The sequence below is a fragment of the Microbacterium sp. Leaf161 genome (genome assembly GCF_001423645.1).
Classification (GTDB): domain Bacteria; phylum Actinomycetota; class Actinomycetes; order Actinomycetales; family Microbacteriaceae; genus Microbacterium; species Microbacterium forte.
This window is the reverse complement of record NZ_LMOW01000001.1, coordinates 2,051,501-2,074,188: the sequence shown is the minus strand read 5'-3', so window position 1 is coordinate 2,074,188 and position 22,688 is coordinate 2,051,501. Positions and strand designations below refer to the sequence as shown.

21 protein-coding genes are annotated in these 22,688 nt (G+C 68.3%); 11 read left to right on the top strand and 10 right to left on the bottom strand.

Annotation, left to right across the window (positions count from 1 at the left end):
• Position 1 precedes the first annotated feature (1 nt).
• Complete coding sequence (locus tag ASF87_RS09985) at positions 2–334, bottom strand: PadR family transcriptional regulator (protein WP_042539035.1); 333 nt, start codon at positions 332–334, stop codon at positions 2–4.
• A gap of 113 nt (positions 335–447) precedes the next feature.
• Here ASF87_RS09985 and ASF87_RS09980 point away from each other — a divergent pair, with 113 nt between their 5' ends.
• Together ASF87_RS09980 and ASF87_RS09975 are read left to right on the top strand one after the other, a co-directional pair.
• Complete coding sequence (locus ASF87_RS09980; protein WP_056375710.1) at positions 448–1,467, top strand: GNAT family N-acetyltransferase; 1,020 nt, start codon at positions 448–450, stop codon at positions 1,465–1,467.
• A 58-nt stretch (positions 1,468–1,525) separates the two neighbouring features.
• Positions 1,526–2,503: an o-succinylbenzoate synthase gene (locus ASF87_RS09975; RefSeq protein WP_056375709.1), complete on the top strand. Its 978-nt coding sequence runs from the start codon at positions 1,526–1,528 to the stop codon at positions 2,501–2,503.
• A gap of 9 nt (positions 2,504–2,512) precedes the next feature.
• Here ASF87_RS09975 and ASF87_RS09970 read toward each other — a convergent pair whose 3' ends face one another.
• Entirely contained in the window at positions 2,513–3,136 is a 624-nt protein-coding gene (locus tag ASF87_RS09970) for a TetR/AcrR family transcriptional regulator (RefSeq protein ID WP_056375708.1), read from the bottom strand.
• Positions 3,137–3,257: 121 nt separating this feature from the next.
• Here ASF87_RS09970 and ASF87_RS09965 point away from each other — a divergent pair, with 121 nt between their 5' ends.
• The 3 genes from ASF87_RS09965 (at position 3,258) to ASF87_RS09955 (ending at position 8,699) form a co-directional block, all read left to right on the top strand.
• Positions 3,258–6,059: an MMPL family transporter gene (locus ASF87_RS09965; RefSeq protein WP_056375707.1), complete on the top strand. Its 2,802-nt coding sequence runs from the start codon at positions 3,258–3,260 to the stop codon at positions 6,057–6,059.
• The gene (locus ASF87_RS09960) at positions 6,056–7,939 is read left to right on the top strand and encodes a YhgE/Pip domain-containing protein (protein WP_056375706.1); all 1,884 of its coding nucleotides are present in this window, start codon (positions 6,056–6,058) and stop codon (positions 7,937–7,939) included. Before ASF87_RS09965 ends, ASF87_RS09960 begins: the two co-directional genes overlap by 4 nt.
• A 163-nt stretch (positions 7,940–8,102) precedes the next feature.
• The gene (locus ASF87_RS09955) at positions 8,103–8,699 is read left to right on the top strand and encodes a 2'-5' RNA ligase family protein (RefSeq protein WP_235558919.1); all 597 of its coding nucleotides are present in this window, start codon (positions 8,103–8,105) and stop codon (positions 8,697–8,699) included.
• 15 nt (positions 8,700–8,714) lie between these two features.
• Here ASF87_RS09955 and ccsB read toward each other — a convergent pair whose 3' ends face one another.
• The 5 genes from ccsB to ASF87_RS09930 form a co-directional block, all read right to left on the bottom strand.
• The gene (gene ccsB / locus ASF87_RS09950; protein WP_056375705.1) at positions 8,715–9,704 is read right to left on the bottom strand and encodes a c-type cytochrome biogenesis protein CcsB; all 990 of its coding nucleotides are present in this window, start codon (positions 9,702–9,704) and stop codon (positions 8,715–8,717) included.
• 4 nt (positions 9,705–9,708) lie between these two features.
• The gene (resB, locus tag ASF87_RS09945) at positions 9,709–11,493 is read right to left on the bottom strand and encodes a cytochrome c biogenesis protein ResB (RefSeq protein ID WP_056375704.1); all 1,785 of its coding nucleotides are present in this window, start codon (positions 11,491–11,493) and stop codon (positions 9,709–9,711) included.
• A 28-nt stretch (positions 11,494–11,521) separates the two neighbouring features.
• Positions 11,522–12,298 (bottom strand): cytochrome c biogenesis CcdA family protein, encoded by a 777-nt coding sequence (locus ASF87_RS09940; protein WP_056375703.1) that lies wholly within the window; start codon positions 12,296–12,298, stop codon positions 11,522–11,524.
• A 16-nt stretch (positions 12,299–12,314) separates the two neighbouring features.
• The gene (locus ASF87_RS09935; RefSeq protein WP_056375702.1) at positions 12,315–12,968 is read right to left on the bottom strand and encodes a TlpA family protein disulfide reductase; all 654 of its coding nucleotides are present in this window, start codon (positions 12,966–12,968) and stop codon (positions 12,315–12,317) included.
• Positions 12,969–13,032: 64 nt separating this feature from the next.
• On the bottom strand, positions 13,033–13,437 hold the full coding sequence (locus ASF87_RS09930) for a MerR family transcriptional regulator (RefSeq protein ID WP_056375701.1): 405 nt from the start codon (positions 13,435–13,437) through the stop codon (positions 13,033–13,035).
• Between the two features lie 60 nt (positions 13,438–13,497).
• Between ASF87_RS09930 and ASF87_RS09925 the strand changes: the two genes are divergently transcribed.
• Positions 13,498–14,397, top strand: a complete 900-nt coding sequence (locus ASF87_RS09925; RefSeq protein ID WP_056375700.1) for an NAD(P)/FAD-dependent oxidoreductase — start codon at positions 13,498–13,500, stop codon at positions 14,395–14,397.
• 88 nt (positions 14,398–14,485) lie between these two features.
• Here the strand turns inward: ASF87_RS09925 and ASF87_RS09920 are convergent, their stop codons facing one another.
• Together ASF87_RS09920 and ASF87_RS09915 are read right to left on the bottom strand one after the other, a co-directional pair.
• A complete protein-coding gene (locus ASF87_RS09920) occupies positions 14,486–15,115 on the bottom strand; it encodes a histidine phosphatase family protein (RefSeq protein WP_056375699.1) in 630 nt (209 codons plus the stop codon).
• 1 nt (position 15,116) lies between these two features.
• Entirely contained in the window at positions 15,117–15,491 is a 375-nt protein-coding gene (locus ASF87_RS09915; protein ID WP_042539011.1) for a DUF5684 domain-containing protein, read from the bottom strand.
• A gap of 129 nt (positions 15,492–15,620) precedes the next feature.
• Here ASF87_RS09915 and aspS point away from each other — a divergent pair, with 129 nt between their 5' ends.
• On the top strand, positions 15,621–17,402 hold the full coding sequence (gene aspS, locus ASF87_RS09910; RefSeq protein ID WP_056375698.1) for an aspartate--tRNA ligase: 1,782 nt from the start codon (positions 15,621–15,623) through the stop codon (positions 17,400–17,402).
• A gap of 335 nt (positions 17,403–17,737) precedes the next feature.
• Here the strand turns inward: aspS and ASF87_RS09905 are convergent, their stop codons facing one another.
• Positions 17,738–18,568: a sulfite exporter TauE/SafE family protein gene (locus ASF87_RS09905; RefSeq protein WP_056375697.1), complete on the bottom strand. Its 831-nt coding sequence runs from the start codon at positions 18,566–18,568 to the stop codon at positions 17,738–17,740.
• A 169-nt stretch (positions 18,569–18,737) separates the two neighbouring features.
• Between ASF87_RS09905 and ASF87_RS09900 the strand changes: the two genes are divergently transcribed.
• The 4 genes from ASF87_RS09900 to ASF87_RS09885 are packed head-to-tail and all read left to right on the top strand — an operon-like array spanning position 18,738 to position 22,688.
• The gene (locus tag ASF87_RS09900) at positions 18,738–19,877 is read left to right on the top strand and encodes an ABC transporter substrate-binding protein (protein WP_056375696.1); all 1,140 of its coding nucleotides are present in this window, start codon (positions 18,738–18,740) and stop codon (positions 19,875–19,877) included.
• A complete protein-coding gene (locus ASF87_RS09895) occupies positions 19,874–20,821 on the top strand; it encodes an ABC transporter permease (protein WP_235558918.1) in 948 nt (315 codons plus the stop codon). The genes ASF87_RS09900 and ASF87_RS09895 overlap by 4 nt, the downstream gene beginning before the upstream one ends.
• A complete protein-coding gene (locus tag ASF87_RS09890) occupies positions 20,818–21,612 on the top strand; it encodes an ABC transporter permease (RefSeq protein ID WP_056375694.1) in 795 nt (264 codons plus the stop codon). Before ASF87_RS09895 ends, ASF87_RS09890 begins: the two co-directional genes overlap by 4 nt.
• Positions 21,609–22,688 carry an ABC transporter ATP-binding protein gene (locus tag ASF87_RS09885; protein ID WP_056375693.1) on the top strand — a complete coding sequence of 360 codons (1,080 nt, stop codon included), beginning with the start codon at positions 21,609–21,611 and terminating at the stop codon, positions 22,686–22,688. The genes ASF87_RS09890 and ASF87_RS09885 overlap by 4 nt, the downstream gene beginning before the upstream one ends.

The window sequence follows — 22,688 nt, the reverse complement described above, 5'->3', positions numbered from 1 at the left end:
GTCAGTGCTCCTCGACTGTGAGGGTCGCGATCGCCGCGGTGAGCGATCGCCATTCTTCGGTCAGGGTGTCGGCGAGCCGGATGCCGGCGTCCGATGTGCGGTAGAACTTGCGAGGTCGCGCCTCGTCGGTGTTCCACTCGCTCGTGAGGTACTCCTGCTTCTCGAGCCTGCGAAGCAGCGGGTACAGCGTGTTCGCATCGGTGGCGAAGCCGCGGCGCTCCAGGTCTTCGAGCAGTCCGTAGCCGTACCCCGCAGTGCGCAGCAACTGCAGGCAGGCCAGCACCACGGTGCCGCGGCGCAGTTCCTGCAGATGCGTGTCGAGGGTCTCGTTCATGTCCGTCACATTACTGTGCGTCACACACCATTGTCAATTACACATAGGTGTGACGCGCCACGAGCTTCCATCCGAGCCGTCAGCCTTCCCGATCGAGCAACTACCGTGGGTGCATGACGATCGAGATCTCCCGCGTCGATCCCTTCGACGACGACGAGGTGGATGCATGGTGGGGTTGCTACGCCGCAGCCGAACGAGCCGACCGTGGCGCGGACGCCGTCGTCTGGTCTCGGGCCGAGTGCCGCAGCGAGCTGCAGCAGCAATCGGCCGTCGTCGATCGGCGCGCATTTCTGCTCCGCGACGGCGAAGACATCGTCGGATCCGCGAGCCTCGCGCTGCCGCTCAAGGACAACACGCACGTCGCCCACCTCGCGATCAGCGTGCCACCCCGGTACCGACGACGCGGCATCGGCACGGAGGCGCTGGCCCGCCTCGAGAGCGAAGCCGTGACATCCGACCGCACGACCGCGCAGGGCTCGGCGTCGTGGCCCTACGAGCTCGGATCGGAGGGGGCCGGCTCCCCCGGCCGCGAGTTCGCGAGGCGGCACGGCTACACCCTCGCTCTCGGCGACGTACAGAGCAGACTGCCCCTTCCGGTCGACCCCTCGCTGCTCGACCGGATCGAGAACGACATCGCCTCGGCCATCTCGCAGTACGAGATCCGCAGCTGGGTCGGCCGCATCCCCGACGACGTCGTGGAGCCCTGGACCATCCTCGACGCCACGCTCGAGACCGAGGCGCCGACCGGCGAGCTCGACATCGAACCGCAGAAGCCCGACGTCGACAGCATCCGCGAGAGCGAGGAGCTGCTCGATCTGCAGGGCCGCATCTCGTTCGGCACGATCGCCCTCTCCCCGGACGGCGACGCCGCCGCCTATTCGCAGCTCGTCGTGTCGACCGACGACGGCAACGCGTATCAGTGGGGAACCCTCGTGCGCGCCGCCGACCGAGGCCACCGGCTCGGCATCGCGGTCAAGGTCGCCAACCTGCGGATGCTGCACCGCGAGGCCCCTCGGGCACGCGCCGTCTACACCTACAACGCGGAATCGAACGCGCACATGCTCGCCGTGAACACGCTGCTCGGCTTCCGCCCGAGCGAACGACTGGGCGAACTGCAGAAGCGCTTGATCTGAGGAGCATCCGTCGGCACGGCGGATCCCGGAGGCAGCTCCGACAGAGCAGAATGAGCACATGCTCCCACCGCTCGCAGATCTGCTCGGCTCGGCCAGGGTCGTCTCTCTTCCGATGCACACCCGCTTCCGCGGGGTCGACACTCGCGAGGCGCTGCTCTTCGAGGGCCCGGAGGGATGGGCCGAGTTCTCTCCGTTCCTCGAGTACGACGATGCCGAAGCGGCGACCTGGCTCGCGGCGGCGATCGACTTCGCGTGGCGGCCGCAACCGGCACCCCTGCGCGAGCGCATCGGCGTGAACGCCACGATCCCCGCCATCGAGGCGTCACGGGTCGCCGACGTGCTGGCCAGGTTCGCCGGGTGCCGCACGGCGAAGGTCAAGGTCGCAGAGCCCGGCCAGACACTGGCGGACGACGTCGCTCGCGTGCGAGCCGTGCGCGAGGCGATGGGACCGGAGGGACGCATCCGTGTGGATGCCAACGGAGCCTGGAACGTCGACGAGGCCGAGCATGCGGTGCACGCGCTCAACGAGTTCGATCTCGAGTACGTCGAGCAGCCCTGCGCCACGGTGCCCGAACTCGCCGAGCTGCGCACGCGCGTGAAGTACATGGGCATCCCGGTCGCGGCAGACGAGAGCATCCGCAAGTCGTCCGACCCGCTCGCGGTCGCTCGGGAGAAAGCCGCCGACCTGCTCGTGATCAAAGCGCAGCCCCTCGGAGGCATCACTCACGCTCTGCAGATCGTCACCGCCGCCGGCCTCCCCGTGGTCGTCTCGAGTGCGCTCGACACCGCGATCGGACTCTCGCAGGGTGCGGCGCTCGCCGCCGCGCTGCCGATGCTCGACTACGACTGCGGGCTCGGCACCGCATCCCTGTTCCTCGACGACGTCGCCGACCTGCGCCCGGTCGACGGCTCGATCCCCGCTGGACGCGTGACGCCGGACGCCGCGGCAGTTGCTCGACTCGCCGCAGACGACGATCGTCGCGACTGGTGGCTCGATCGCCTCAGCCGCTGTTACGAGGTGCTCGCCGCGCGCTGAGCGGCGACGTCACTCCGCGAGCAGCAGCTGCACGAGCCTGCCCAGCTCCTCGCTGCCCGAGTGCCGCAGCTGATCGGAGTCCTGGCCCGCCATCGCACCGCGAACGGTCATGCCCTCCCAGAGGATCATCAGCATGCGCGCGGCCTCCTCGGCCGGAATCTTCAGCTCGAGTGAGCTCACCGAGACGATGTCCGTGATGATCACCGCGATGCTCGAGACCATCTCGCGCTCCTGCACGAGGTAGGCCGAGCCGAACTGATGATCGCGCAGCGCGCGGATGCGGATCTCACTCATCAGCATCACACCGAGCCGGTCGTCGCCTCCCGCATCCATGATGCGCTGGACGAGCTCGACCGGGTCGCACCCCTCTGAGAGGCCGCCCTCAGCGGCGATCTCCTCGACGCGGGCACGCACCCCGTTGACGCGCTGCTCGCCGACGCTGCCGGCGAGCATCAGGAACAGCTCGTCCTTCGACTCGAAGTTCGAATAGAACGCTCCACGCGTGAAACCGGCGCGATCGCAGACCGCTTCGACGGAGGCGCCGTCGAGTCCGACCTCGGCGAAGACCTGCGCGGCGGCATCCAGAAGCCTGGCGCGCGTGTTCTCTCGGCTTCGCGTGGCGGGTGTCGTCATCGAATCCTCCTGCCTCTCATTCTCACACCCCGCACACAGACTCCGGGGCTCGGATCACCTTACGATACATCTATGTATTGGATACACCTGTGTATCCAGCCCGCATTCCCTGAGGAGCCTCGTGTCCACACTCCTGTCCTCGCTCGGCCGCTGGTCTTACCGGCACCCGTGGCGCGTCCTCGTCTCCTGGCTCCTCGCACTCGGCATCGCAGGCGCGGGCGCGCTCGTTCTCGGAGCCGGCACGGACAACTCCTTCTCGATTCCCGGAACCGAGTCGCAGGCGGGTCTCGAGCAGCTCAACCGCTCGTTCCCCGCAGTCAGCGGGACCAGCGCGCAGATCATCGTGGTCGCCGCGGACGGCGACTCGATCACGGATGACACGTATCGGAACGACATCGACGACGCCGTCGACCAGCTCGCCGATCTCGACGATTCCGTGCTCTCGGCCACCTCCCCGTTCGACGAGATGGTCAGCGGCATGGTCAACGACGACGAGACCGCCGGCATCATCCGCCTGCAGTTCGACGGTCAGGCGAGCGAAGTCTCGGACGAGACACAGGACGACCTGCGAGCCGTCGTGGCAGAACTCGCCGAAGAGCTTCCGGACGGATCGCAGACCTCTCTCGGTGGCGAACTGTTCGCCACCTCCATCCCCGGTGTCACGCTGACCGAGGCCGTAGGTCTTCTCATCGCGTTGCTCGTGCTGATCGTGACCTTCCGCTCGTTCGTCGTCGCAGGGCTCCCGCTGCTCACGGCCGTGCTCGGCGTGGGCATCTCGATGGCCGGCATCTTCGCGGCGACCGCCTTCGCCACGGTCTCGTCGACCACCCCTCTCCTCGCCCTCATGCTCGGGCTCGCGGTGGGCATCGACTACGCGCTGTTCATCATGGCCAGGCATCAGGATCAGGTGCGCGACGGGGTCGACCCCGAGGAATCCACCGCCCGCGCCGTCGGCACGGCCGGCTCCGCCGTCGTGTTCGCGGGCGTGACGGTGCTGATCGCCCTGATCGGACTCGGCTTCGCCGGCATCCCGTTCCTCACGACCATGGGCATCGCGGCGTCCGCCGCCGTCGCGGTCGCCGTCGCGATCGCGGTGACGCTCACCCCTGCGCTCCTGGGCTTCATGAAGGGCCGGGTGGCGGGTCGGCCGCGCAAGGCTCCGAAGACGAAGAAGGGCAAGCCTGCTCCCGCTCCGCGTGTGCGATTCAGCGAGCGCTGGGTGACCGGCGTCACCAGACGCCCGATACTCGTCTCACTCGCGGTCGTGATCGGCCTCGGAATCATCGCCGTGCCTGCCCTGAGCCTGAACCTCGCACTGCCGAACGCCGGCGTGCTGCCGAAGGACTCCGAGGCGCGGCAGAGCTACGACCTCGTGGCCGAGGAGTTCGGCCCCGGCTTCAACGGACCGATGATCCTCACGGGCACGATCGTCACGTCGACCGATCCGCTCACGCTCATGGAGGATCTCGGCGACGAGGTCGCGAAGATCGACGGCGTCAAGGAGGTGGCCCTCTCGACGCCGAACGAGACGGCCGACACCGGCATCGTGCAGATCATCCCCGAGACGGCACCCGACGACCCCGCCACGGCCGATCTCGTGCGCGAGCTGCGGTCGCACCACGACGAATGGCTCGACGAGTTCGGAATCGACCTCAAGGTGACCGGATTCACCGCGGTGGGCATCGACATCTCCGACCAGCTGGGCAATGCCCTGCTGCCCTTCGGCATCTTCGTGATCGGTCTCTCGCTGATCCTGCTGACGATCGTGTTCCGCTCGCTCTGGGTGCCGATCACCGCCGCCGCCGGATACCTGCTGTCGATCGTGGCCGCGTTCGGCATCGTCGGCGGGGTGTTCGAGTGGGGCTGGTTCGCCGATGCCCTGCACGTCGCGAAGGTGGGCCCGATCATCAGCTTCATGCCGATCATCCTGATGGGAGTGCTGTTCGGGCTCGCGATGGACTATCAGGTCTTCCTGGTGTCGCGCATGCGCGAGGACTTCGTGCACGACCCCGACGCGAAGAGCCCTGACCGAGCTGTCCGCCGCGCCGCCGCGCTGCGCGCCGTGCGCAGCGGCTTCACGGGGTCCGCGAAGGTAGTCACCGCGGCGGGACTCATCATGTTCGCGGTGTTCGTCGCGTTCGTCCCCGAGGGCGACTCGTCGCTCAAGCCCATCGCACTGGGCCTCGCAGCCGGCATCGCGATCGACGCGTTCCTGGTGCGGATGACCCTGATCCCCGCTCTCATGGCCATCCTCGGCGAGCGGGCGTGGGAGATCCCGGCGTGGCTCGAGAAGATCCTCCCCCGCGTCGACATCGAGGGTGAAGCGGTCGAACGCGAGCGTCACCTGGCCGGTTGGCCGGAAGACGACTCGGTCGTGGCCGCCGACGATCTCTCGGTGACGGATGCCGGCATCGACCGCCTCCACCTTCGCCTCGCTCCCGGTGGATCCGCCGTGCTCACCGGCTCCTCCGCCGGTGCGCTGCGTGCGCTGGCTCTGACGATCGCCGGCCGCGCGACGCCCGACGACGGACGCCTCCGGGTCGCCGGCCACCTGCTGCCAGGTCGAGCGGCGTGGGTGCGCGCTCATGTCGGAGCAGTCATGACCGCCGATGCCGCAAGCCTGTCTGCCGACCTCTCCGAAGCTCTGCGCGGGCGGCCTGCACTCGTGGTGATCGATGGAGCAGACCGGCTCTCGCGCCCCGAACGCGATCAGCTGGCGGCGCGACTGCGCGACTCTCGCAGCACGACCGCGATCCTGCTCACCGCGCTCGACGCGCAGATCGGCCTCGAGATCCTCGCAGACGCCGGCCGCTCCCCCGCCGACGTGATCGACGTCGACGCGCCCTCAGCACAGACACGACCCGAGTCCTCGGCGCCCCGCACCGCCGACGGCACCACCGAATCGACCGAGGTGAACGCATGACCCTCCCCATCGAACGCGCACGCTCGCGCAAGCCCATCACGTGGCTGACGATCCTCGGCATCCTGCTGCTGCCCGCAGCCGTCGGCGGCATCCTGGTCGCTGCGCTGCAGAACCCGACCGAGCGCCTCGACTCGATGACCGCCGCGATCGTCAACCTCGACGAGCCGGTGGAGATCGACGGACAGCTGACGCCGCTGGGTCGGCAGCTCGCATCAGGGCTCGTCGAAGGATCGGACGAACTCGACTCCAACCTCACCTGGGTGATCTCGAACGAGGATGACGCGGCCGACGGGCTCGCCGACGGGTCGTATCAGGCCGTGATCACGATCCCCGAGGAGTTCTCGGCTGCCGCGACCTCTGCAGGGCAGGCGATCTCGGACGGCGGAGGCGACGCCGAGCAGGCCACCATCCAGGTCACCACGCCGGACGACGGACTCGTGGCCGACGATCTCATCACCGGTCAGATCGCGAATGTGGCCGCGTCGAGCATGGGCACGCTGCTGTCGGAGGCGACGACCGAGAACATCCTCGTCGGCTTCACCACGATCGGGGATCAGATCGGAGAGGCAGCCGACGGCGCCACCGAGCTCGCCACCGGCGCACGGGACGCGGCGACAGGCGCGGCCGCGATCCCCGACGGCGCGACACAGCTCGCCTCGGGTGCCGCCGAACTCGGAAACGGTGCGTCCTCACTCGCGTCCGGGCTCGACACGCTCGCGGCGAAGACCCGCGAGGCTGCGGGTGGAGCGAGTCAGATCGGCACGGGGCTGACCGCAGGGGCCGCGGAGCTTCAGAACCAGGTCGCCGGGGCCCAGCAGCTCGCAGCAGGGTCCGCACAGGTGGCCACCGGTCTGCAGCAGCTCGCCGAGACCTGCGTACCTAGTGGATTCCCTCAGGAGTACTGCGACCAGATCGCCGCACTCTCGTCAGGTGCCACGCAGACGGATGCAGGAGTGCAGCAACTCGCTGTGCTCCCCGCAACTCTCGCGACCCAGCTCGGCGAAGCCGGCGCCGGCGCGACGACTCTTGCAGACGGCCTGAACCAGCTGGCGTCCCAGGGCCTCGACGAATCCGCGGCCGGCGCACGTGCGCTGTCGACGGGCGCCGTTCAGCTCTCCGATGGGACGACCGAGCTCGCGACCGGCGCCGCCGACCTCGCGACCGGCCTCGACACCCTCGCCACCGGAACGGGTGACCTCGCCGGGGGCCTGCGCACCGCATCCGACTCCCTCCCCTCGTTCAGCGACTCGGAGTCGACCTCGCTCGCCTCGGTGATCGCCGATCCTGTGGCGTCGAAGGGAGCCGACGGTGCCACGATCTTCGGACCGACGGCGATTCCGCTGCTCACTGCCGTGGTGCTGTGGTTCGGCGCTCTCGCCTCGTTCCTCGTGATGCGGGCGCACACCGCGCGCACGCTCACGTCGCGGCGCTCCTCTGCCGGACTCGCGCTGCGCGCCTTCGCCCCGGCAGCCGCCATAGGTGCCGCTCAAGGCCTGCTGGTCTCGCTGATCGTGCAGATCGTCGCGAGCTACGACGCCGCCACCTGGTGGGCATTCGCCGGAATCGCGGTGCTGGCGGGAATCGTCTTCGCCGCGGTCAACCAGGCGCTCGTCGCCGTCTTCGGCGGCATCGGACGCTGGATCAGTGCTCTCGTCGGGGTGCTCGCGATCGCGACCGGACTGATCTCGACGGTGCCCGGCTGGCTCGCGGATCTCGGTGCGTCTCTGCCGACCTCCCCCGCGTTCGCCGGACTGATCTCCGCGAACGGAGGCGCAGCCGCCGGCCTCATCGTGTGGGGTGTGCTGTCGCTCGTCGTGACCACCATCGCGGTCGCCCTGCGTCGCACGACGTCTGTGAAGGCGGCCGTGGCGACCGCCTGAGCGTTCTCCCCGGGCACGCAGCCCTGGCACACCTTCGGATCTCATCCGAGCTCGCGCCGTGCATCGTTCTCGATGCGCGGCGCGTCGTCGTTCAGCTCCGAAGCCGTGCTCGTCTAGGCAGAGGCGGTACTCGCATACTCGCCGACGCACGTACGATCAGAAGATGCGTCGCCCGTTCATGACCTCTCCCGCCCAGCTCGAGTCACTCGAGGGGCAGCAGTATCTCGTGCTGCGCCCGACGAGAGCGGTGTCTGACGTCTACCGGGCCGAGCAGAGATCGGCACTCGGCCGCATGGACGCTCCGCACCCGCATACCGAGCACGTCACGCTTCGTGCATTCCACGAGCCCGCACGCCGAGAAGAGGTGCTCACCCTGATCCGCGAATGGGCCGTGGCGCAGCGCCCGATCGAGGTCGTCGCCGAGGCCGTCGACGTGTTCCCGGCTCCGTGGCAGGTCGTCATCCTGCGCCTGAGACGAACCCCCTCGCTCGTGTCGGCCTACGCGAACCTCAGCGAAGCTCTCGAGGGCACCGACCTGCGTCGACTCGACGAGCGCAGCACGGAGGACTGGACGTTCCACCTGTCGGTGATCTACGCGAAGACGCTCGCCCCCGCGGCATGGACGGAGCTGTCGCACAAGTCCCGTCGCTCGCTCAGCTCACGCCCCGCCGAGACCATCAGCGAGGCCGAGCTCGTCTGGTACGAAGACGGCGCCGAACACTCCGAAGTCATCCCGTTCGGACTGCGTTCGTTCAGATGAGATCCGCTCGGGCGCTCAGCTGAGGCCCGAGTAGGCGTGCAGACCCTTGAAGAACACGTTGACGATCGTGAAGTTGAAGAGCACGGCCGAGAAACCGACGATCGCCAGCCAGGCCGAGGGGTTGCCGCGCCAGCCGCGCGTCGCGCGCGCGTGGATGTACCCCGCGTAGAGCACCCAGATCACGAAGGTCCACGTCTCCTTGACGTCGAAGCCCCAGAAGCGGCTCCAGGCGTAGTAGGCCCAGATCGAACCCGCGATGAGCGTGAACGTCCAGAGGATGAAGCCGATGATCGTGAAGCGGTAGGCCATGCTCTCGAGGCGCTCCGACCCGGGGAAGGTGCGCAGGAACCCGGGGCCGGTCTTCTCGGCGCCTTCGGAGATGAGGCGCTCCCGGCGAGACTGCATCAGCTGGATCACCGAGAGAGCGAAGGCCAGGGCGAAGAACGCGGTGCCGAGGGAGGCCACGAAGACGTGGATCACCAGCCATACGCTCTTGAGCGGGTCCATCAGGGGCGAGACCTCGACGTAGAAGTTCGTGGCCGAGAGACCCAGCAGCACGACGACGAGACCGGTGATGAACGTGCCGAGGAAGCGCAGATCGATTCGCGTCAGCACCACGAGGAACACCGCGACGATCAGCAGCGTGCCCATCATCGCGAACTCGTAGAGGTTGGCCCACGGCACTCGCCCGGCCGCGAGACCACGCGTCACCGTGGCTGCGAGGTGGAAGATGAACGCGAGCACGGTGAGCGAGGTGCCGATGCGCGCCATCACGAAGCGCTGCGGGGCGACATCCGAGCCGGATGCCGAAGCACCCTTGGCGCCGCGCGAACCCGCGCCGGCGCCGGCGCCGGCGCCGACCAGTTCGAACTCCCGCACGCTCGCCGCGTCGGCCGACAGCTGCGACCGGCGGGCGAGGTCGAAGGCGTAGGCCACGAAGGCTGCCGCATAGATCGCGATCGCCGTCCAGAGCAGGATCGGCGAGATCACTTCGAGATCGAACATGGTGTCAGTCTACTTTCGGGATGTCGGATGCGGGCTGCTCGGGGTCACCGTCGGGGACGGCCTCGGGCGCCGTCGCGGCCTGGTCGGAGTCGTCGACGGTCGGGGCCGGTGCCTCGACCGCCGTCGTCACTCCCGCGGCGTCCATCAGACGCGTGTGACCGGCCACGAGGTCGTCGACAGCCGTGGCGAGAGTCGGATCCTCGCCGCGCGCGAGACCGGCGTACTCGAGAGAGACGATGCCGTCCTGCCCCGTCGCCTTGACCCACACTCGGCGCCGAGGGATGAACAGGGCGAGCATGAGTCCGCCCAGCGCGAGGAGCGCGAAGCCGAGAACCCAGGGGCCCGACGCGTCGCGGTGGATCTGCAGCGAGGCGAAGCGCTTGACCGACTGCGAGGCATCGGTGGCCCCCGCCGGCGATTCGTCCTCGAAGGTCACGGTTCCCATGCCGTTCGGCAGATCGGCCGTCTGTCCGGGCGCGAGCTCGATCGATTCGAGGTCTGTCGTCCGTCCGGTGACCTTGGTCATGCCGGTGGTGTCGAGCACGTAGACCGAGCGGGGGATGCCCTCGTTGATGCCCAGGTCGCCCGTGTAGACGTCGAGGGTGAGAGTCGGGTTGGTGAGGTCTCCGAAGCCGGAGAAGAACGCGCCGGTGTCGAGCACACCCGTGGTCGGGTAGAAGAAGCCGACGAGGCCGACCTGCTCGCTGAGACCGTCGGGGATCTTGATGACGCCGAGCGACGTCATGTTGTTGTCCTGCGGCAGGAAGGGCGTGCTGTTCGTGAACACGATCTCCCCGTCGGGGTCGCGCACGGTGATCGTCGGCGCATAGCCGTTGCCGAGAAGGAAGACGTTGTCGTCGGCGACGCCGAGAGGCTCGTTGACCTTGACCGAGCCGGTGCGCTCCTCGCCGTTCTCCTGCACTGTGACGTTGGCCGAGAAGTCGCCGGCCTGACCCGAGCCGGGCTCGCCGAAGGGCTGGTAGGTGACGTCGAAGCTGTCGAGGCGCATCGAGTACGGCGCGAGCGCCCCGTCGCCGACGAAGCGGCCGCGGTTCATCGAGTCGTAGTCGAGCAGCGTGTTCGCGAACGTCTCTCCCTCGACCAGCACGCGCTGGCCGGTGTAGGCGAACCCTCCCCCGACACCCACGGTGATCAGCACGCCGACGAGGGCGAGGTGGAAGAGCAGGTTGCCCGACTCGCGCCAGTAGCCGCGCTCGGCCGAGACCGACGCGGTGCGGCCCGAGTCGTAGCGCTCGACGCGGTATCCGAGCGCTTTGAGCTGCTTCGTCGCGATGTCGATCGTCGCCGCAGCGTCGGCTGTCGCGTCCGTGGACGCGCGATCGACGGCACGGAAGTCGGCGAGTCGCTTCAGACGCGCAGGGGTGCGAGGGGGCCGTGCCTGCAGCGCCTTGGCGTGATGGCGGATGCGCGGGATGACACAACCGACGAGTGAGGCGAACAGCAGCAGGTAGATGGCCGAGAACCACGGCGACAGGTAGACGTCGAACATCTTCAGCCCGTCGAGCACGGGGAAGAGATCGGGGTTGTCGCGCTCCCACTGAGTGACGCCGTTGGGGTCGGCCATCCGCTGGGGGAAGATCGAGCCGGGGATCGCCGCGATCGCGAGCACGAGCAGCAGGATCAGCGCGGTGCGCATCGAGGTCAGCTGACGCCAGCCCCAGCGCAGCCAGCCCACGAAGCCGAGGCGCGGCTGGGTGATCGACTCCTCACCGTCGACGTGGTCTGACGGCCGGAGCGGATCGCTGGACCTCTCGGTTGTGCTGCTCACGTCATCCTTCCGATGCGTCGTGTTCTCATCAGAACGGGAGGGGGACACTGCCGATCACCACCGTCAGGCGAGACATGATGTCGGTCCAGAGGCCGGTCAGCATCAGCAGGCCGAGCACGATCAGCAGCACTCCGCCGATGACGTTCACGACGCGGATGTGGCGACGGAGGAACCCGATCGTCTTGGTGGCCCACCCGAAGCCGAGCGCGACCAGCAGGAACGGCAGGCCCAGGCCGAGCGAGTACGCCAGGCCGAGCATGCCGGCACGCACCGGGTCGCCCTGGTTGAACGAGAGGGCGAAGATCGCCGCGAGCGTCGGCCCCATGCACGGAGCCCAGCCGATTCCGAGCGCGATTCCCAGCAGCGGTGCGCCGATCAGGCCGGCCTTGGAGTCGACGTGGAAGCGCAGCTCGCGCTGGGCGAAGCCGAAGAGACCGAGGAACACGAGCCCCATCAGGATGATCACGCCGCCGAGGATGCGGGTGATCAGCTCACCCCACTGCAGCAGGAAGACGTTGGCGAGCCCGCCGAGCGCTGTCAGCGAGACGAACACGAGACTGAAGCCCAGGATGAACAGCAGCACACCGAACACGAGTCGGCCGCGAGCGGGAGCTTCGGCCGTCGCGACGCCGCTGCCGTTCTCCGACCGCTCTCGTCGAGGGGAGACCGCTCCCCCGAGAAACCCGAGGTAGCCCGGCACCAGCGGAAGCACGCACGGTGAGAGGAAGGAGATGAGCCCAGCGAGCATCGCTACCGGGATCGCGAGCCACAGTGCGCCTGAGTCGATGATCGTCCCGGGGTTCATGCCGCTTCCGCAAGACTCATGAGTCCTCCGCGAGCGCGTCCTTGACGAGCGTCGAGAGGATCGAGGTGCCGTCGATCGGCCCGATGATGCGGGCGGCGACCCGGCCCTGCTTGTCGAGCACCAGAGTGGTCGGCGTCGCCTGGATCGGCACCGACGACGCGAAGGCGAGCTTCGCCTCGGCGGTGTCGACATCGATGAGGCTCGGGTAGGTCACGCCGAACTCCGCCGAGAACGCCTTGGCGGTGTCGGCCTGATCGCGGGTGTTGATGCCCAGGAAGGCCACGTCGTCTCCGCCGTGCTCCTGCCACACGCTCTCGAGGTCTTCTGCCTCGAGCCGACACGGTGCGCAGCCCGCGTACCAGAAGTTGACGACCGTCACCTTGCCCGCGAGCTCGGAGCTGCTGAAGTCGTCGCCGTTCTCGGTCACGCCGCCGAAGTCGACGACGGGTTCGCCGCGCTCGGCGACCGGGATCTCGACGATCGCCCCGTCGGCCGCGACGTATCCGGGATTGTCTCCGCTCAGGAACGAGTCGTTCACGGGATCGGGAGCGCAGGCGCTCAGACCGATGGCGAGTACCGCGGCGAGCGCGGCACCGACCGCACGGCGAGAAGGCCGGATGCGGGAGGGGCGGCCGCTGCGGATCGGAAGAACCGTCGAGGCGAGTGGCACGATTCCCAGTTTACGCGGGGCTTCCTATGCATGGGCCGGACGCCCCGGCCGTAGAAGCCCGCTGTCAGAGCCGGGCGAGCACGTCGGCCACACTCGCGCGGAAGCGAGGACACGTGGCGATGTCGTGCGAACGGCATCCCATCGCATGCTCGGTCATATCGCGTGATCGGCGCATGTCCTCCATCCGCCGGTCGAGATCGTCGAGGTGCTGCTGCAGCACCTCGTGCCGGCCGGCGCTGCCGTCGTCGAGCAGCACCGCGATCTGGTCGAGGGTCATTCCGGCCGCCTTGCTGCGCTGGATCACCGCGATGCGCACCACCTCGTCCTGCCCGTATCGGCGCCTCCCGGCGGAGTCGCGTGCGGGTCGCAGCAGCCCGACCGCCTCCCAGTGCCTCAGCACGTTCGTGGGCAGCTCGAAACGGGCAGCCACCTCACCGACGGACCAGGGATTCTCGACGCTTGACTTCATGTTGACATGAAGTCACAGACTGAGGACGAAAGCAACCTCCGCCCCTCGGAAGGACACCACATGTACGACGCGATCGTGATCGGAGCAGGCCCCGCCGGCCTGCAGGCGGCACTGACCCTGGGACGGATGCACCGCTCGACGCTGCTGCTGGATTCCGGTGAGTATCGCAACGGCACGGTGCTGCACATGCACAACGTCGTCGCGAGCGACGGAACTCCCCCGGCGGAGTTCCGCGCGACCGCGCGCACCCAGCTCGCCGAGTATGCCGACGTCGAGATCCGTGACGTCGGAGCACAGTCGGTCTCGGGTGCGGAGGGCGCGTTCACCGTGCTGCTCGCGAACGGAGTCTCCGTCGAGGCGAAGAGCGTCATCCTCGCGACCGGCGTCGCCGACGATCTGCCATCCGTGCCCGGTCTGCAGGAGCTGTGGGGAGTGAAGGCCTTCAGCTGCCCGTTCTGCGACGGCCACGAGCATGCGGGGCGCTCCATCGCCATTCTCGGGCCCACGCCTCGGGCCGAGCACCTGATCGGGCTTCTGGGTCGCATCGCAGGAGACATCACTGTCTTCCCCGTCGATCAGTCGTTCTCCGCAGAAGAGGCACAGACGCTCGAAGGGCTGGGAGCACGGGTGAGCGTGGAGCTCGTGACCGCGCTAGCGCCGGACGGCGACGATGTGCGTGTCACCACCGATGCCGGCGATCGGACTGTGGCCGGCGTCTTCGTGGCATCGGGCTCGCTCCGCCACCGTGCGCCGTTCGCCGACCAGCTCGGGCTGCGCATGCTGCCGTCCGGGTCGATCGAGATCGACGACTTCGGTCGCACCTCACTCGCCGGCGTCTTCGCCGCGGGCGACCTCGCACACCGTGCGTCGCTTCCGGGACCGATGGCCTCGGTGCTGCTGGCCGCCGCGGCCGGTCAGCTCGCGGCGGTCGGGGTCATCCAGTCGCTGATGGCTCCGTGATCGCGAGCATCTTCGCCGCAGCGCAGTGATGGTCGCTTCCCGACTCGGGGAGCGACCATCACTGCAACCAGAGCCGCTAGCTCAGACTTCAGACCGCCCCGACGTCGACCGCGCCCCCGGTGGCCGCGGGTTCGGCGTATGCGACCTCGCGCCACACATCGCCGACGAGCTCGAAAGACGTGACGCTCGACAGCGCGCAGCGCCGAGTGCGCGGGTCGTGCTGCAGCGGCAGGCCCGCGACGCGAAGGTGGGTGATCCAGATCGGTGCCTGGTGCGAGACCATCACGAGGTCGCCGTCCTCGACGGATCGCCATGCCTCGGCCATCATGCCCAGCATCCGCTCGGCGATCGATGCGTACGGCTCGCCCCAGCTCGGCAGCGACGGCTGACGCAGGTGCCACCACTTGAGCGGGTTCATGAGCGAGCGACGCATCTGCGTGCCCTCGAACACATTGGTCGGCTCGATCAGGCGGATGTCGATCTCGGGTGCGAGTCCGAAGCGCTCGGAGAACGGCTCCGCCGACTCCTGTGCCCGCTCGAGCGGCGAGGAGTACAGCGCAGCTACCGGCCTGTCGAGCGAGGCGACGTGATCGGCGGCCGCCTGCGCCATCTCCCGCCCGGCCCTGCTCAGGTGGTAATCGGGCAGTCGGCCGTAGAGCACGCGCTTCGGATTGTGCACCTCACCGTGTCGGACGAGGTGCAGTCGGGACGCCACCACGTCAGACCGCGCGGTAGCGGGACTCGCCGAAGCCGATGATCAGATACCCGATGTAGGGGAAGACGAAGAGCAGGAAGAACGAGAAGAGCCCGCCCTTGCCGAAGCGCTCACCCAGCTTGATCGCGACGATGATCCCGAAGATGAAACCGACGATCGGGATGAGGTAGAGCAGCGCGAGCCAGCCGGACATCCCGGCGATCTTGACGAGGAAGACGACGTTCACGATGGGGATGATCGCGAGGATGCCGGGGTAGCCGGCCTTCGTGAACACCTTCCACAGGCCGATGACGACGAGGACGTAGAAGACGAGGGCGATCAGGCCCGTCGTGCCGGAGAAGATCGATGCGTAGAGATCCGAGATGCCGTTGGAGTCCATGATGACCCTTTCGCTGGTCGAGCGGCTGTCGTGGCGATCCTACTGACCGATATGCCACCGGCGGAGGAGGCGACACCGCCCCCGTAGAATGGGCGGGTTCATCATTTCCCAGATCAGGAGGAATCCTCCGTGCTTCGCACCCACTCGGCAGGCTCACTGCGAGCCGAGCAAATCGGTCAGACCGTCACCCTCTCGGGTTGGGTCGATCGCCGTCGTGATCACGGAGGAGTCGCGTTCATCGATCTTCGGGATGCATCGGGCATCGCCCAGGTCGTCATCCGCGACGAAGAGGTGGCGCACCCGCTGCGCAACGAGTTCGTCCTCAAGGTCACCGGCGAGGTCTCGCGCCGCCCCGACGGCAACGCGAACCCGAACCTGCCGACCGGCGAGATCGAGCTCATCGCGACCGACGTCGAGGTGCTGAGCGAGTCCGCTCCCCTGCCGTTCCAGGTGTCGACCGCTGTCGCCGACACCGAGACCGTCGGCGAAGAGGCCCGCCTCAAGTACCGCTACCTCGACCTGCGTCGCCCTGCAGCGGCATCCGCTCTGCGTCTGCGCTCGAACGTCTACAAGGCCGTCCGCGACGTGTTGCACGGTGAGGACTTCACCGAGGTCGAGACCCCGACCCTCACGCGCTCGACCCCCGAGGGCGCCCGCGACTTCGTGGTGCCCGCACGTCTGCACCCGGGCAGCTGGTATGCCCTGCCGCAGTCGCCGCAGCTGTTCAAGCAGCTGCTCATGGTCGGCGGCGTCGAGAAGTACTACCAGATCGCCCGCTGCTACCGCGATGAGGACTTCCGCGCCGACCGTCAGCCGGAGTTCACGCAGCTCGACATCGAGATGAGCTTCGTCGACCAGGAAGACGTCATCACGCTGATGGAGTCGCTCATCCGGGCGATGTGGAAGACCATCGGCGTCGAGGTGCAGACCCCGCTGCCGCGCCTGACCTATGCCGACGCCATGGCGAAGTACGGCTCCGACAAGCCCGATCTGCGCTTCGGACTCGAGCTCGTCGAGGCGACCGAGTACTTCAAGGACACCCCGTTCCGCGTCTTCCAGGCCGAGTACGTCGGCGCTGTCGTCATGCCCGGTGGCGCGAGCCAGCCGCGCAAGCAGCTCGACGCGTGGCAGGACTGGGCCAAGCAGCGCGGTGCCCGTGGCCTCGCCTACGTGCTCTTCAACGAGGACGGCTCGCTCGGCGGCCCCGCCGCCAAGAACCTGTCCGAGGCCGAGCAGGCAGGTCTCGCCGAGTTCGTCGGCGCATCCGCGGGTGACTGCGTGTTCTTCGCCGCCGGATCGACCAAGGAGAGCCGCGCTCTTCTCGGCGCCGCACGCGTCGAGATCGGCCGCCGCCTGGGCTACCTGAACCCTGACGAGTTCGCGTTCACGTGGGTCGTCGACGCCCCGATGTTCGAGCCGGCCGCGGATGCCGTGGCATCCGGTGACGTCGCCGTCGGCGCCGGAGCCTGGACCGCCGTGCACCACGCGTTCACGGGGCCCAAGCCCGAGTTCCAGGACACGTTCGACACCGACCCCGGTTCGGCTCTCGCCTACGCCTACGACATCGTGTGCAACGGCTCCGAGCTCGGCGGCGGATCGATCCGCATCCACCGCGAAGACGTGCAGAAGCGCGTGTTCGAGGTCATGGGCATCAGCGACGAGGTCGCGCAGGAGCAGTTCGGCTTCCTGCTCGACGCGTTCAAGTTCGGCGCACCGCCCCACGGTGGAATCGCGCTCGGCATGGACCGCGTGCTGCAGCACCTGGCGAAGACTGAATCGATCCGCGACGTCATCGCGTTCCCGAAGTCGGGCAACGGTTTCGACCCGCTGACGGCGGCTCCTGCGCCCATCACGGCCGAGCAGCGCGCCGAGGCCGGCGTCGACTTCGAGCCGGAGGACGACGAGTCCTGACCTTCGCACGAAGAGGCCCTCTCCCGCTCACGCAGGAGGGGGCCTCTTCGCGTACCCCGGTCGTTCGGCCGGAACGATGCGACGCGACTCGACCTCACCACGTTTCGTCTCGGGCGGCTCCGCCGGCCTCGCTCAACGACCGATCAGTGCGAGCGCCCGCCCCGCTCACCCCCCCGTTCGCTGAGCGAAGACGACGAAGTCGACTGAGACGAAGCGTTGCGACCCGGCCTCGCTCAACGACCGATCTGCGCGAGCGCCCGCCCCGCTCACCCCCCCCGTTCGCTGAGCGAAGACGACGAAGTCGACTGAGACGAAGCGTTGCGACCCGGCCTCGCTCAACCACCGATCTGCGCGAGCGCGGGAGCGATGTTCTCGTTCCACACGTCGACGCCGAGCTTGGCGATCAGGGCGACCACCACGACGAGGAACACGACGCGGATGAAGGTCGTGCCGCGTGAGATCGCCATGCGCGAGCCGAGATAGCTGCCCGCGACGTTCGCCACGGCGAGGATCCCGCCGAGCAGCCACAGCACGGCACCGTGCGGGATGAAGAGCAGCAGCGCACCGGTGTTCGTGGCGAGGTTCACGATCTTCGCCTTCGCACTCGCCTGCAGGAAGTCGTACCCCAGCAGCGCGACGAGCGAGATCACCAGGAACGTCCCGGTGCCCGGCCCGATCAGCCCGTCGTAGAACCCGATCACGAGACCGGCGAGCCCCGCCATGATGTGGTGCTTGTGGCCCTTGAAACGCAGACGGGTGGCCGCGCCCATCTGCGGGCGGAACGCCGTGAAGAGCGCCACGACGAGCAGGGCGATCACGATGATCGGCTTGAACGCCGCGGCCGGCAGCACCGTGGCGACGGCGGCTCCGCCGAATGAGCCGACGAGGGCGATCACCGCCATCGGCAGCGCCGTGCGGATGTCGGGTTTCGCTCGGCGGTAGTAGGTCACGCTGCTCGTGGCCGTGCCGAAGACCGAGGCGAGCTTATTGGTGGCGAGTGCCTGGATCGGTGAGATGCCGGGGATCAGCAGCAGGGCGGGAAGCTGCAGCAGCCCTCCGCCGCCTACGACGGCGTCGATCCAGCCGGCGGCGAAGGCCGCAATGACGATGAGGATCAGCGTGCCCCAGGTGAGCTGCTCGAGCCCGAGCACACTGCCGATGTCCATCCGTCCAGGATGTCAGACGGCGTGGCGCCCCGAGCACCATCGCGGCCTGACACGCCACACTGCGGACACCTCACGTTCACCGGGACCGCGATGATCGGCAACCCTCGGCTCATAGTGTCCTCTCGCAACCCGAATCCGGCTCACAGCGCCGGACACCGAGAGGACCCTGATGACCAACTTCCACCGCCGCGCGCGCATCGGCGCCGGCATCGCCCTGTTCACCACCGCCGCGCTCGGACTGACCGCCTGCGCCACGGGTGCTGAGACCCCCGCCGCCGGCAGCGACGACGTCGACGCCACAGCCGCGACCTCCGTCGAGGACTTCGGATCGTTCGCCGACCTCGAAGAGGCAGCGAAGGCCGAAGGCCAGCTCAACGTCATCGCGCTTCCGCGCGACTGGGCGAACTACGGTGAGATCCTCGACCTCTTCGCCGAGAAGTACCCCGAGATCACGATCAACGAGGCATCGCCCGACGTGTCGAGCGCCGAAGAGATCCAGGCAGCGAAGACCAACGAGGGGCTCGACACCGCACCCGACGTCTTCGACCTCGGCCTCACGGTCGCTCTGCAGAACACCGACACGTTCGCGCCGTACCAGGTGCAGACGTGGGACGAGATCCCCGACGCGCTGAAGGAGCCGACCGGGCTCTTCGTCGGCGACTACGGCGGATACATGTCGATCGGCTACGACTCATCGAAGTTCGACGCCCCCGAGTCGCTCGACGACCTGAAGGACGCCGCCTACAAGGGTGCCGTCGCCATCAACGGCGACCCGACGCAGGCCGGTGCGGCGTTCGCCGCTGTGGGCCTCGCCACGGTGCAGTCCGACGGCACGCTCGACGACTTCCAGCCGGGTATCGACTTCTTCTCAGAGCTGCAGAAGGCCGGAAACCTGCTCAAGGTCGACGTCACCACGGCGACCGTCGCGAGCGGCGAGACTCCCGTCGTCTTCGACTGGGACTACCTGAACGCCTCGCACACCGCCGACAACAAGGACTGGAAGGTCGTCGTGCTCGACGGCACCGGTTACGCCGGCTACTACAACCAGGCGATCAACAAGGATGCCCCGAACCCGGCAGCCGCACGCCTCTGGCAGGAGTTCCTCTACAGCGACGAGGTGCAGAACCTGTGGCTCAAGGGCGGCGCACGTCCGGCTCGTATGGAGGCCATGACCGAGGCCGGCACGATCGACGCCGACCTGGCCGCGGCTCTTCCTGAGGTCCCGAGCGAGACGGTCGTCCCGACCGAGGAGCAGTCGACGAACGCCGGCACGCTGCTCGGCGAGAAGTGGGCAGCGGCGGTCCAGTGACCACTGCCACCACGACGGGGGCGGATGCCGCGGCATCCGCCCCCGTCCCCCTCCCTCCGGCCGGCGCCGGGCCCGTCGTCTCGGGGGCCCGTCGCTCGGCGCCGTCCGCGGCCTGGCTCGGTCTCGTGCCCTTCGCCGCCTACGTGCTGCTCTTCCTCGCGGTGCCGACCATTCTCGCGATCGGGTCCGGCTTCGTCACCAAGGACGGCTCGTTCACCTGGTCGAACGTCTCTGCGCTCGCCGACCCCGTCGTGCTCGCGACATTCGCGAACTCCGCGGGGCTGTCGCTGCTGACCGCCGTCGTCGGCGCGTTCGTCGGTGCCCTCGTCTGCTATGCCCTCCTCGGCATGAACCCCGATGGAGCGGTGCGGTCGACCGTGGATGCGGCGGCCGGCGTGCTGGCTCAGTTCGGTGGTGTGATGCTCGCGTTCGCCTTCATCGCGACAATCGGCATCCAGGGCGTCGTCACGCTCTTCCTCAAGGACGACCTCGGCGTCGACATCTTCGCGAACGGCACCTGGCTCTACGAGCTCCCCGGCCTGATCCTGCCGTACATCTACTTCCAGATCCCCCTCATGGTGATCACGTTCATGCCCGCCCTCGCCGCACTCAAGCCGCAGTGGGCCGAGGCGAACGTCACGCTCGGCGGCACACGCTCGAGCTTCTGGCTGCGCATCGGGATCCCGGTGCTGGCGCCCTCGTTTCTCGCGAGCCTTCTGCTGCTGTTCGCGAACGCCTTCTCGTCCTACGCCACGGCCGCAGCACTCGCCAGCCAGGGCGCGCAGATCGTCCCGCTGCAGATCCGGGCCGCGCTCACCAGCGAGACCGTACTCGGCCGCGAGAACCTCGCCGGCGCTCTCGCGCTGGGCATGATCGTGATCGTCGGAGTCGTCATGGGCCTGTACTCGATCATCCAGCGACGAGCCGCGAGGTGGCAGTCATGAACCGTCTCGGCCCCTCTCTCGCGACCCGCTGGGTCATCGGCATCGCCGTCGGCGCATTCTTCGCGATCCCGCTGATCTCGACCTTCCTCTACACGCTTCGCCAGACCGACGGGAGCCTCGGCCTCGAGCGCTGGTTCGCGCTGTTCGACCCCGCGAAGTCGGCGGCGATCAAGCCGATCTGGATGGGGCTCGGCAACTCGCTGATCCTGGCCGTCGTGACGGTCGCGATCGTGCTCCTCCTGCTCGCGCCGACGATGATTCTGGTCAACCTGCGCTTCGCGAAGCTCAAGCCGGTGTTCGAGTTCGCGGTGCTTCTGCCGATCTCGATCCCCGCGATCGTGCTGGTCGTCGGGCTCGCGCCGATCTACCTGCAGATCGGACGCACCCTCGGCACCGGCACCTGGACGCTGGCCTTCGCCTACGGCATCACCGTGCTGCCGTTCGCCTACCGTTCGATCCAGGCCTCCATCGACGCCGCCGACCTGCGCACCCTCGCCGAGGCCGCCCGATCACTCGGTGCGAGCTGGCCGACCGTCGTGCTCAAGGTGCTCGCGCCGAACCTGCGCCAGGGGCTGCTCGCGGCTTCGCTCATCTCGATCGCCGTCGTGCTCGGCGAGTTCACGATCGCGTCGCTCCTCAACCGCCAGGTGTTCCAGACCGCCATGGTCGTCGTCCAGAAGCAGGACCCGTATGCGCCGGCCATCTTCACCCTGCTGGCGCTGCTGTTCGTGTTCCTCCTGCTCCTCCTCATCGGCCGCGTCGCGCGCGGCAACGGAAAGGCCCGCTCATGACCCTCCCCCAGACCGCCGACAACATGCTCCTCGCCGAGGCCGGCGAGGGCACGCGTGTGCAGCTGCAGAGCATCGTGAAGAGCTACTCGGGCAACACGGTGCTGCACGGAGTCGACCTCGACATCGCTCCCGGCGAGTTCGTCTCGCTGCTCGGTCCGTCGGGCTGCGGCAAGACCACGCTGCTGCGAGTGCTCGCGGGGCTCGAAGGTCTCGACAGCGGCGCGGTGCTTCTCGGCGGGAGCGACGTCTCCCGCGTCCCGACGAACAAGCGTGACATCGGCATGGTCTTCCAGTCCTATTCGCTGTTCCCGCATCTGCGCGTCGCGGACAACACCGCGTTCGGGTTGCGCCGCCGTGGACTCGGCAAGGCAGAGGCCTCGAAGCGTGCTCTCGACGCCCTGGCCCTGGTGGGGCTCGCCGACTTCGCCGACCGCTTTCCGCATCAGCTCTCCGGTGGCCAGCAGCAGCGCGTGGCGCTGGCCCGTGCACTCGTGACCGAGCCGAAGGTGCTGCTGCTCGACGAGCCGCTGTCGGCCCTCGACGCGAAGGTGCGTGTGCAGCTGCGTGACGAGATCCGCCGCATCCAGCTGCGGCTCGGCATCACCACCGTCTTCGTGACGCACGACCAGGAGGAGGCGCTGGCGGTCTCCGACCGGATCGCCGTGATGAACGCCGGGACCATCGAGCAGATCGGCACCCCCGAGCAGCTGTACACGACGCCGTCGACCGCAGGTGTCGCCGCCTTCGTCGGTCTCTCGAGTATCGTCTCGGGCGTCGCCGAGGGCGACCACGTCGTGGTGTGGGGACAGAAGCTGCCGCTGCAGGCTCCGGCCGACGGACCGGTCGACGTCTACCTGCGCCCGGAGAACGTGCACTTCGCGTCCGAGGCGGATGCCGCGACCGATGCGCTCGTGCAGGAGAGCACGTTCCTCGGCAGCATGCGCCGCACGCTCGTCCGCACCGAATCGGGCGAGCTGGTGCGTCTGCAGCACGCCCCCGGCATCCATCCGGCGTTCGGAGATCGTGTGCGGATCGCCGTCGCACCCGAGCCCGTGGCCGTGCATCCGCGCGGCTGA